We start from the raw sequence: 11,904 nt of genomic DNA, 5'->3' as shown, positions 1-11,904 counted from the left end.
CTCATAGGTCAGTTGTTTATATGTTTTCATTGTTGCATCTCTTGCCGGAGAAAAAGCGATTAGCATATATTCAGCTGACCGCTTTTTCTACCTATTCAAGTTATGCACTTATTATTTGAATCCAAGTCATTCTATATATCAAGCTTAAAGCAATAACCATGATTTAAATCAGGTTATTGCTAATAACCCTTTATTATTTGTGGTTATGTGCTTGTTTTATAAGCAAAACCTTTCTTTTTTGAGGATTTCACTGCGCCAGATGATAATCCCTACTATTTGTTTGATTTAGATCAGGTTGGTTTTGAAGTACTCCTTTAATCTTCATGTCATTAAAATTCACCACATGATTGAGGGAAAAAATGAGTAAACAAAAACTAGTCATAATTGGTAACGGCATGGTCGGGCATCGTTTTATTGAAGATTTTGTAGAAAAAGCAGATCTTGAAAAATTTGAAATAACCGTCTTCTGTGAAGAGCCCCGGGTTGCTTATGATCGTGTTCATTTATCTTCATATTTTTCCCATCATACGGCCGATGAACTTTCTTTAGTAAAAGAAGGCTTCTACGAAAAACATAATATTCAAATACTCATTGGTGAACGCGCACTAACGGTTAATCGTAATGAAAAAGTAATACATTCACAAACCGGACGTGTTATTTATTACGATAAATTAGTGATGGCAACGGGGTCATATCCCTGGGTGCCTACGATCAAAGGTAATCAAAGCAAAGATTGTTTTGTTTATCGGACCATTGAAGATCTAAATGCCATCGAAGCCACTGCACGACACAGTAAAAATGGTGTGGTTGTGGGGGGCGGTTTATTGGGTTTGGAGGCTGCCGGTGCACTTAAAGCGCTGGGTGTAGAGACTCATGTTCTGGAGTTTGCGCCGGTATTAATGGCAGAGCAACTTGATCAGCAGGGCGGGCTAATGCTGCGTCGTAAAATCGAAAGCATTGGCGTAAAGGTACATACGGGCAAAAATACCAAGGAGATCATTCCATCGGGTAAAACCGCGCGTAATACCATGGTATTTGCCGACGGCAGTGAATTGGAAGCTGATTTTATTGTTTTCTCAACGGGTGTTCGTCCACAGGATAAATTAGCTAAACAATGTGGTTTGGCAACGGCCCGTCGTGGTGGTATCACTATTAATGATCAATGTATTACTTCTGATCCTGATATTTTCGCAATTGGTGAATGTGCTTCCTGGAATGATAAATTCTTTGGTCTGGTCGCACCCGGTTACAATATGGCTAAAATAGCCGTTGATACCCTATTAGGCCGCGAAAATGCATTTAGCGGTGCTGATATGAGCGCCAAATTAAAATTGTTAGGTGTTGAGGTTGGTAGTATCGGTGATGCTAATGGCCGTACACCGGACAGTCAAAGTTATGTTTATGTTGATGAAAAAGAGTCTGTCTATAAACGTATTATTGTCTCTAAAGATGGGAAAAAATTATTAGGTGCTGTTTTAGTGGGCGACACTGAAAGCTACAGTGACCTGCTGCAGTATTCATTAAATGCAATTGAGTTACCAAAACACCCCGATTCGTTAATTCTTCCTGCACATGCCGGCGCTAAATCAACTGGTTTAGGCGTCGATGCACTGCCCGAAACGGCGCAGATCTGTTCCTGTTTTGATGTTAAGAAAAGCGATATTGCCGATGCCGTTGCGGCCGGTCATACCACCATCAGTGCGATCAAAAAAGAAACCGGAGCCGGTACCGGTTGTGGCGGTTGTGTCCCCTTAGTAACTCAAGTTTTAAATGCGGAAATGAAAAAACAGGGCATGGAAGTTAAAAACCATCTCTGTGAGCATTTTGAATATTCCCGTCAAGAGCTGTTCCACCTGATCCGCGTTGAAGGTATCAGAAGCTTTAAAGCATTATTAAGCAAATACGGTAAAGGTTACGGCTGTGAAGTGTGTAAACCAACCGTAGGTTCAATTCTGGCTTCCTGCTGGGCAGATTACATTTTATCAAAAGACAATAACGGCCTGCAGGATACCAACGATATCTTTCTTGGTAATATGCAGAAAGATGGTACCTACTCGGTTATTCCGCGTATGGCCGGTGGTGAAGTTACACCGCAGGGATTGGCCGTGGTTGCTAGCGTTGCTCAGCAATATACTTTATATACCAAAATTACCGGCGCGCAGCGTATCGGGTTATTTGGCGCGCATAAAGCGGATTTACCGGATATCTGGAAACAACTGATTGATGCGGGTTTTGAGACCGGACACGCTTATGCCAAATCATTGCGTATGGTAAAAACCTGTGTCGGCAGTATCTGGTGCCGTTTTGGTGTGCAGGACAGTACCGCTTTCGCGGTTGACCTGGAAAATCGTTACAAAGGTTTGCGTACTCCGCATAAAATTAAATTTGGTGTTTCCGGCTGTACCCGTGAATGTGCTGAAGCTCAGGGTAAAGACGTCGGTATCATTGCCACCGATGCAGGTTGGAATCTTTATGTTTGCGGTAATGGCGGCATGAAACCACAACACGCTGAGCTGCTTGCCAGTGATTTAGATAAACAAACCTTAATCAAATACGTAGATCGTTTTATGATGTTCTATATACGCACTGCAGATAAATTAACCAGAACGTCTGTTTGGCTGCAAAGTTTAGCGGGCGGGATTGAGTACCTGCAGGACGTTATTATTAATAACAAGTTAGGCATCAACGAACAGCTTGAAACAGAGATGGCTACGGCCATTGAAAGTTACAAGTGTGAGTGGGCAGAAACGCTTTCCGATCAACAGCAGTTACAGCGTTTTGCGCATTTTATTAACAGTGATGCGCTCGACGAAAATGTCATATTTACCCCTGAACGCGGCCAGAAACGACCTGCATTTAATGACGAAAAAGCCCCTGTATATGCAATTAATTTGGAGGAAGTGTAATGAGCAAATGGATTAAAGTATGCGCATTAAAAAATATTTATCCGGCAACGGGTGTCTGTGCATTAGTCGCCGGCAAGCAAGTGGCTGTTTTTCGTCCCAGTGAAGAGGAACAAGTCTTCGCTATTAATAATATGGACCCCTTTGCGCGCTCTAACGTTTTATCGCGCGGTTTGATTGGCCAGCATCAGGAACAGTTTTGGGTTGCATCCCCGCTCAAAAAACAACGTTTTAATTTACTTGATGGCTCCTGCTTAGACAACGATGAAGTCAGCGTTGAAGCTTATAAAGCCCGTGTTACTAAAGGCTTTGTAGAAGTACAGCTGTAGCAAGGTTTTGTCTGCAATTTTTCCTTTATTTTAATAACGCAAAAATTAAGCGGTCGAGATTTAATAGCTAAAAAGTTTTTTGCTGATCTTTTTTACTACTGGGATAAAAGATCAGCAGGGAGCCTTTCTCTATTTAATTTTAACTTTAAGGATAGATAGATGTCATATGTAAAACCAGCGGAATTCGTACAAACCATGATCGATGTGGGCGAAGCTAAAGTGAAAACCAGCACGCGTGATTTATTACTTCGCAGCACGATGGCGGGGATCATTCTTTCGTTGGCGGTGGTCGTCGCGATCACCGCGATCGTTCAAACCGGTGTCGGTGTGGTCGGGGCTTTGGTCTTCCCCGTTGGTTTTTGTCTATTGATATTAATGGGCTACGACTTGGTGACGGGTGTATTCGGCCTTGCACCTCTTGCTCTATTTGCTAAGCGTCCAGGTATTACTTGGAGTCGCGTCCTACGTTGTTGGGGTCTTGTTGGTCTGGGTAACCTGATTGGTTCGTTGATTGTTGCTTTCTTGATCGCAATTTCTTTGACCAAAAACTTTAGTATTGATCCAAATGCTGTGGCGCAAAAATTTATCGCAGCATCGACGGCTCGTTCGGCTGGTTTTGAAAATCTAGGCTTCGATGGTTGGATTACCTGTTTTGTACGCGCTATCTTCTGTAACCTCATGGTCTGTTTAGGCATTGTCGGCGCCATGACAGCACGCAGTGTTGCGGGAAAAATAGCGGCAATGTGGTTACCAATCTTTATCTTCTTCGCGCTTGTCTTTGAACATACAGTGGTTAACATGTTCTTGTTCCCATTGGGTATGATGTTAGGTGCCGATTTTGGTATTGCGACTTGGTTGAACTTCAACCTTATCCCAACTATCTTAGGTAACATTGTGGGAGGGCTTGTCTTAACTTGTCTCCCACTTTATTTGACTCACGCTAAGACAGCGCCGGCACTTAACTCAGAGCAAGCTGAGAAAGTAAACGCTGAACCAGCACTTAGTAGAATATAATCTGTTTTTCTGTTTTAAGTAAAACTTTCGAAGCCCCTTGCTTATGTTTAGGGGCTTTATCCTGCAAAAAATCTTCCTCTTTATAGCCAGCATGATATCTATCTTATTAGGGGATCTAAATTGAGTATTTGGGGAGAGGCTTCAGGCCTACAGAGAAAAATGCAGGCCGTGAGTTAATGGTCAGATATTGATAGTCTTTTTTGTACTAAAGAGCTGCTCCACTCATATCAATAAATATCCAGCCCATGTAAGCGAGGTAAGAGGCTAATGCGAGAAAGCGATATGGAAAGTGGAAAGCGAGGACAGCCAGACCTTTTTGACGGATTTAAATTTTATACCTACTATATAACCAGTGTTTTTATTTACATGCTTGGAGGTAAGTATGACGCAATCACGCTCTTCGTTAATTTCCCTTGTAGATACTCCCTATTATCACTGTATTTCTCGTTGTGTTCGCAGGGCCTTCCTGTGCGGTGAAGATCAATATAGCGGGAAAAATTTTGCTCATCGTCGTCAATGGATGGTTGAGCGCATCCGTCAACTCAGTGATATTTTTGCGATTAACATTTGTGCTTATTCGATTATGTCCAACCACTATCATCTTGTTTTACATGCCAATGAAGTCGAAATAGAAGGTTGTTCAGATGAAGAGATTTGTAAGCGCTGGTATCAACTTTATTCGGGATCACCGATTGTATCGTGTTGGCTAAAGGGGGAGTTAACCAGCGATGCTGAGATTACTATGGCACTGGAGGTGATTGCTAGATGGCGACATCGTTTAGTGGATATTTCTTGGTTTATGCGTTCATTAAATGAATTTATCGCCCGCAAAGCCAATAAAGAAGATAATTGTAAAGGAAGATTCTGGGAAGGGCGGTTTAAATCACAGGCCTTGCTCGACGATCAGGCGCTGCTAACCTGTATGGCTTATGTTGATTTAAACCCAGTTAGAGCAGAAATGGCCGAACGTGTTGAAAAATCAGAATTTACTTCTATTTTTGAACGTCTTCATGGCAAGTGTTGTGATGATGAGCGCAGTCATGATCATATCAACTGTAAACCACTGTTTGGCTTTGTCGCAGGCGCCTGTAACGCACAACCTCAAGGGATCCCTTACGCTTTAATCGACTATTTAGAGTTAGTTGATTGGACTGGTCGTGCTATTCGTTCAGATAAGCGCGGTGTGATTTCAAATAAGATACCTAGGTTGTTGAGTACACTCGGTTTAGATAGCGATACATGGTTGGAATTGGCTTGTCATTTTGGTAAAGATTACCACGGTGCTGTCGGCTCACTTGATGAGCTTGCATTATTTGCTGAACATACCGGCAAACGCTGGATATCTGGCCAAAGCAAATTACAGCGAATGTTGCATTAAAAGCCTCGATATTAACAATCTACTTATCAAATTAGCACTCAGCTAAGGGATGCTGATGTTTTAATTTTTGTAAAACGCCCATTATTAAACTCGATCACAACAAATTCACTTTTTATAACTTTGCGACACAAATATCGGATGATTTTTGCTGGTTACTTGAGCCTTGTATTAACCTTGCAAAGATTTGGCTGTCCTGTCTTACTCGGTAGGTATATCTTAGTCGCCATATTTTCTAAAAAAACATATAAACGTCAATAAAATACACTCTATTTATTGATAGAATAGGTTAATTGTTCTTATCGTTAAGGTTTTTAGTTTGTTAATTATTCCCCGGTTCATACAAGATAAAATTGAAGAAAATATTGAGTGTAATGCTTTTGTAACTTCCAGCATTAACAATCTGCGAGCATGGATCGAGAAGAATAATACCCAGTTTTTCAAAGAATATAGCGAACACGGCTTTTCCCACATAAACGATGTTTTAAAATCTTCTGAACACTTAATTACTGAAAAAAGTAAAGAATTACTTTCATCTTATGATTTATCTGTCTTGGTAATTTCAGTCGTATTACATGACAGTGCAATGCATCTAACTGAAGATGGGTTTCTAACATTAATTAACGGTGATTACCCACCTATAGAATCGAAATATATAAAAGAAGAGCCAACTTGGGATATTTTATGGAATGACTTTATCTCTGAAGCTAAAAGGTTTGATGCTAAAAAATTACAGGAAATTTTCGGAAATGAAAAGCCAGTAACACAAATTTCAATAGAGAAAGATAGCTTAACTGGCAGGGATAATTTCCTGATAGGTGAGTTTTTAAGACGGCATCATGCAAGACTAGCTCATGAAATTGCCATAAATGGTGTTCCTGGTGGTTCAGGGGGCAAAAAATTAGAGTTAGGTAGTGAACCGATCAATGGATTTCGAGATTTATGTGGCTTTATCGCAAGAAGCCATAATATGAACCTAAGGGATGCTGTTGATAAATTAGAACCTAAAAAGAAACAGAAACACTTTCACACTCATGTTCCCTATATAATGGTTTTACTTCGCATTGCTGATTATATTCAAATTGAAGCGAACAGAGCCCCCAAGCAACTTCTGAGTGTGAATGATTTGAGTAGCCCTATATCAAAGAGAGAGTGGGCTAAACATCACTCCATTGTAGAGATAATCCCCGATGATTCAGATCCAGAAGCGTTATATATAGATGCAGAGCCAACTAATGCTTTAATTTTTGAAGCATTATCTAGCTTGTTTATTGATATTCAAAATGAATTAGACAAATCTTGGGCTGTTCTTGGTGAGGTATATGGTTTATCAAAGAATCTCTACAATTTAGGTATAACGGTTCGCCGCATAAGAACATCGTTAGATGATATACAAAGCTACATTAATGAGAAGAGCCCCTCTTATATACCGAAAGTACTTAAATTTAAAATGTCAGATAGTGAGATGATGGAACTTCTTATTGCGCCTTTATACGGTGATAACCCAGAGATAGGCATAAGAGAATTAATGCAAAATTCAGTAGATGCTTGTCTTGAGCTAAAAGACCTAGTAAATAAAGAGTTGGTATATTCTGCTCATGATATAAATGAAGGTGTTCGTATCACTCTGACCGATTATAAAGATAAAGGTGGCGAATTAGTAATTGAAGATCATGGTATTGGTATGACACTAGATATCATTGAAAACTATTTTTTAAATATTGGAGCTTCATTTAGAAATAGTGATGTCTGGAAAAAAGCTCATGAGACAGGGGGGCACTCCGACGTATATAGGACAGGACGTTTTGGAATAGGCTTACTTGCTGCTTATTTATTAGGAAATGAGATACATATAAAAACGAGGCATGTTACACAAGAAAAAGCATTGGGGCTTTCATTTTCATGTAAAAAAGGAAGTCGTGAAATAGTTGTTGAAAATGTAGAAATGCATATTGGAACCACTATAACAATACAGCTAACTGAGGACGTGACAAGGAAACTATCTAAAAAAAGAAAACTATGGGATTGGTTTTCTTTAGCTGAGCCTAAAGTTGTTCGGGAGATAATTTGTGAGGGGGAAACAACGAACATTCAACAGTCTCGAACAGTTCCATGCGCTAATAACAAGCACCTAACAGGATGGTATAAAACTAAGTCCCCTGAATTTGACGACGTATATTGGACCTATGAGTCGATTGAGTCTCGTGATCAATATTTACAAAAAGATCCCAAATTGATTTGCAATGGAATTATAGTAACGGATTCGTTAAGTACAGACTCATTTGATATATCACCCGTTATGGGAGTCATTGATGTGAGACTTCCAACCCTGGCTATTTACGATCAAGATGGAAAACTTCCAATTAATTTGGAAAGAACTGAGCTGGTAACGTCTTCGCTTCCATTTACAAAAGAACTTTCAATCGATTTGTCAAATCATCTAGTAAACGAGATTCTAAAAAACATGAAGCCGATAAAAGAGGGGCTATCAAAAGAATCAGTACAAGCAGTGCACTTGAAACAGGTTAAAAGCGTATCGAGTCGCAGGTATTACTATGCTGTAAAAAATTGTAGTAAATTACTCATTTCTGAAGGTAAATTTATACCAATGGATTTCGACCTTATTAAAGAAACTGGCATTAACACTTTATATGTCGATGCGCAGAACTTAGGACAGAATCAAGGCTCTTGGACTTCTGAAGAGTTTAAACGAATATGTACAAATTACTTAGGAATTAGGAATATAACCAGCTCTAAGAGAAGCAAATCCGATTGGATTAGAGATTATATGGAACCTGATGAATATCGCAGCTTACTAAGTGATTTGCCGATTATTGGTAGCTTACTTCTTATTAGAAAATCTGACATGGCTGATATTTTCTCCACTGGATACGTACCTAGATTTTTTCATAAAGAACTATCCGAAGTGTGGTCAAATGAAAAATGGAAGTTGTTATCTTACGGTCAAGTTAAGAAGCTAGATGCTAATATGGATAAAATAGCTAATGAGCTAACGGACTCAAACTCATTGGGATTTATCCTGCATTATTTAGATTGGAAAGAAGCCAACTCCACAGCGGACCCTTCTATTTTTTACAAGTCATGGATGGATATCAATAAATCACCATATTTAATAACCAATTAACGCCACCTCATCTCCTAAGCCACAAATCCTAGATCGCTGGGTCGATAGCACCACATTGACCTAGCAAATTCCCATCAGTTACTACCACGCCTAACTTCTCAGATTTAACATTCAACTGATTTCCTTGACGGTGTCGCCGCGCCTGTCCTCCGCCGGTCTTACACTGCGAATTTAAGCTGATTTTTAGCAATTTCCACCCAATTTCCCGACGACGTCGACGGTAGATTATTTAAATTTAAAAATATGGAACTGGCCAAAGACCCTAATAGTATTTTTTATTAAGGAATGCTGTCCTCTTTTTATTTTCTGAGGTGGTATTGATGCGGATTCCATTCACTCGACTTCATTACCTAATCACTATCAGGCTGCCCCTCTACCCCCCCTAACGGTAGAGTTTATGATATGAGTATGAATATCAGTCCGTGATTTAGAGGCTGAATCTGACAGTGTGAGTTGATTTAAATATGGCTGTACTAATTCAATTCATTTTATTTGCTGAGAGTATGTAACTGCTTGCTGAGGGATTCTGTAACAGCTGAGTTTGAGTTGGGAATGTAATTACCGAGGGAAATTTATATATCGCTAGAGTGGTGCTGAATTGAGCATGTATAGATACGTATTAGTGATGATTAACGATATGTAATTGTAGGTGGAAAATGTGCTCGGTGGGATCTTGCTTGGATTTAATGCTGATGATTAGGATTGAAAAATAATAGCAGGGTAATTTTTTCTTAGTGAATAAATGGAAAAGTAGGGGGAGTAACTACCGGATATGGACAGGCATAAAAAAAGCCGTAACAGAAATTAATCTATTACGGCTTCTAGTAGGTGGTGGCCCCTCCCTGACTTGAACAGGGGACCTGACGATTATGAGTCGTATGCTCTAACCAACTGAGCTAAGGGGCCAAATTTTTATATGCAGAGCTTGTGCTCCGCTATTCCAAGCCAAGGCTAAGGAACCCAATTTTGTGTATCCGCCGAGCTTGCTCTAACCAGCTATTCAGGCTAAAGCTAAGGGGCCAAATATATAAATGCCTAGTGAAGCTAAGTGGCAAATTTGAGCTGCGATTATATAAGCTTCGCTTTTTCCTGTCTAGTATATGCTGTGCGTTTGCTTGTTAATTATACATTGTTTAGTGATTCAATTGATTATATTGGTTATTTATCACTATTCTAAAAAAAATCCTGCGCTTGCAGGATTTTTTTTAGTCAATTAAAACAACTTATTCGTCGAGAAAGCTGCGTAACTGTTCACTACGACTTGGATGACGAAGTTTACGTAATGCTTTAGCTTCAATTTGACGGATACGCTCACGTGTCACATCAAACTGTTTGCCGACTTCTTCGAGTGTATGATCGGTATTCATATCAATACCGAAACGCATGCGCAATACTTTCGCTTCACGAGCAGTTAAACCTTCTAATACTTCATTAGTTGCATTTTTAAGGCTTTCACTTGTCGCGCAATCAACGGGAAGTGCAATTGTTGTATCTTCAATAAAATCACCTAGATGCGAGTCTTCATCATCACCAATGGGTGTTTCCATTGAAATTGGCTCTTTTGCAATTTTAAGCACTTTGCGGATTTTATCTTCCGGCATCATCATGCGTTCAGCGAGTTCTTCAGGCTGAGGCTCACGACCCATCTCTTGTAACATCTGACGTGAGATACGGTTAAGTTTATTAATCGTTTCAATCATATGTACAGGAATACGGATTGTTCGCGCCTGATCCGCAATTGAGCGAGTGATCGCCTGACGAATCCACCAAGTTGCATAAGTTGAAAATTTGTAACCACGGCGGTATTCAAATTTATCAACCGCTTTCATTAGGCCGATATTACCTTCTTGGATTAAATCTAAGAACTGTAAACCACGGTTTGTGTATTTTTTAGCAATCGAGATAACCAGACGTAGGTTGGCTTCTACCATCTCTTTTTTGGCACGGCGAGCTTTTGCTTCGCCTATGCTCATATTACGTGCAATCTCTTTTAAATTGCTGATGGTTAGTGCGCTTTGTTCTTCAGCTGCAACCATTTTTCTGATGCAGCGTGTTAAATCTTCTTCAAACTCACTAATGCGTTTGGCGTAATCAGTGCCATTTGTAAGAATTGCGTCTAACCATGTTCTATTTGTTTCATTGCCTTTGAAAAGAGCAATAAACTCTTTTTTAGGCATTTTATTTTGTTCTACACAAATTTTTAATACTAATCTTTCTTGCACACGAACCGCGTTCATTGAGGCGCGGATTGCTTTGACAAGGCGATCAAAGAGTTTCGGGATTAGTTTAAATTGTTTAAAAAATTCAGCCTGTTCAGCAATTGCTGTACGGGTCTCTGCATGCGCTCTGCCATTCGCGGCAATTGAATCTTCAACAATTTTATTGAGTCGGCGAAGTTCGGTGAATTTTTCAGCCGCTTCTTCAGGACAAGGGCCTTTAGGACCTTCTTCTTCTTCCTCAGTATCGTCAGTTTTGTCTGCATCTTTTAACTGTTTATCTGTTAATTCTGAGCCAATATGTGTTGCGCTGACCGCTTGTGTTATTTCATCATTTGGATCGACAAAACCGCTGATTAAATCAGTTAATTTAATCTCTTCTGCTTCATAGCAGTCCCATTTGTCAAGCAAACCTGTAATTGTCCCAGGGTATTCAGAAACTGCATTTTGTACTTCGTTGATCCCTTCTTCGATACGTTTGGCGATAACAATCTCACCTTCACGTGTTAGCAGCTCAACTGTTCCCATCTCACGCATATACATACGCACAGGATCAGTTGTTCGACCAATCTCAGATTCAACTGTTGCTAATACTTGAGCGGCAGCTTCGACAGCATCTTCATCGGGCGAATCGCTGTCCTCTGCACCGAGCATCATGTCGTCATCATCAGGTGCACTTTCTACGACTCGAATACCCATGTCATTAATCATTTGAACAATTTCTTCAATTTGTTCAGACTCAACAATATCTTGTGGCAGATGGTCATTAACCTCTGCGTAGGTTAAAAAACCTTTTTCTTTACCTTTGATAATAAGCTCTTTGAGCTGTGACTGAGGTGTTTGAGCCATAGATACCGTCCAAAATAAATTGCGAATTAGGGATGTGGATTTCATTGAAAAAATACAAGCGATAGATTGTACG

6 protein-coding genes and 1 tRNA gene are annotated in these 11,904 nt (G+C 39.9%); 5 read left to right on the top strand and 2 right to left on the bottom strand.

The window, feature by feature from the left end; genetic code table 11:
• Positions 1-359: 359 nt before the first annotated feature.
• From nirB to ACJAT7_RS04655, 5 genes are all read left to right on the top strand, one after another.
• On the top strand, positions 360-2,906 hold the full coding sequence (gene nirB, locus ACJAT7_RS04675) for a nitrite reductase large subunit NirB (RefSeq protein WP_415225636.1): 2,547 nt from the start codon (positions 360-362) through the stop codon (positions 2,904-2,906).
• Positions 2,906-3,232: a nitrite reductase small subunit NirD gene (gene nirD, locus ACJAT7_RS04670; RefSeq protein WP_415225635.1), complete on the top strand. Its 327-nt coding sequence runs from the start codon at positions 2,906-2,908 to the stop codon at positions 3,230-3,232. Before nirB ends, nirD begins: the two co-directional genes overlap by 1 nt.
• 159 nt (positions 3,233-3,391) lie before the next feature.
• Complete coding sequence (locus ACJAT7_RS04665; protein ID WP_415225634.1) at positions 3,392-4,246, top strand: formate/nitrite transporter family protein; 855 nt, start codon at positions 3,392-3,394, stop codon at positions 4,244-4,246.
• Between the two features lie 382 nt (positions 4,247-4,628).
• Entirely contained in the window at positions 4,629-5,624 is a 996-nt protein-coding gene (locus tag ACJAT7_RS04660; protein WP_415225633.1) for a transposase, read from the top strand.
• Between the two features lie 316 nt (positions 5,625-5,940).
• Positions 5,941-8,766 carry an ATP-binding protein gene (locus ACJAT7_RS04655; RefSeq protein WP_415225632.1) on the top strand — a complete coding sequence of 942 codons (2,826 nt, stop codon included), beginning with the start codon at positions 5,941-5,943 and terminating at the stop codon, positions 8,764-8,766.
• An 829-nt stretch (positions 8,767-9,595) separates the two neighbouring features.
• Here the strand turns inward: ACJAT7_RS04655 and ACJAT7_RS04650 are convergent.
• Positions 9,596-9,672 (bottom strand) — tRNA-Ile (locus tag ACJAT7_RS04650).
• Between the two features lie 317 nt (positions 9,673-9,989).
• Positions 9,990-11,831, bottom strand: coding sequence for an RNA polymerase sigma factor RpoD (rpoD, locus tag ACJAT7_RS04645; protein ID WP_415225631.1), 1,842 nt, complete (start codon positions 11,829-11,831; stop codon positions 9,990-9,992).
• Positions 11,832-11,904 lie beyond the last annotated feature (73 nt).

The sequence above is a fragment of the Psychromonas sp. genome (assembly GCF_047632995.1).
Lineage (GTDB): Bacteria > Pseudomonadota > Gammaproteobacteria > Enterobacterales > Psychromonadaceae > Psychromonas.
This window is presented reverse-complemented; position numbering and strand designations above follow the sequence as displayed.

Excerpts from the sequence above, each read along its gene's own strand:
- nirB (WP_415225636.1), top strand. The coding sequence starts at position 360 with ATGAGTAAACAAAAACTAGTCATAATTGGTAACGGCATGGTCGGGCAT.
- nirD (WP_415225635.1), top strand. The coding sequence starts at position 2,906 with ATGAGCAAATGGATTAAAGTATGCGCATTAAAAAATATTTATCCGGCA.
- ACJAT7_RS04665 (WP_415225634.1), top strand. The coding sequence starts at position 3,392 with ATGTCATATGTAAAACCAGCGGAATTCGTACAAACCATGATCGATGTG.
- ACJAT7_RS04660 (WP_415225633.1), top strand. The coding sequence starts at position 4,629 with ATGACGCAATCACGCTCTTCGTTAATTTCCCTTGTAGATACTCCCTAT.
- rpoD (WP_415225631.1), bottom strand. The coding sequence starts at position 11,831 with ATGGCTCAAACACCTCAGTCACAGCTCAAAGAGCTTATTATCAAAGGT.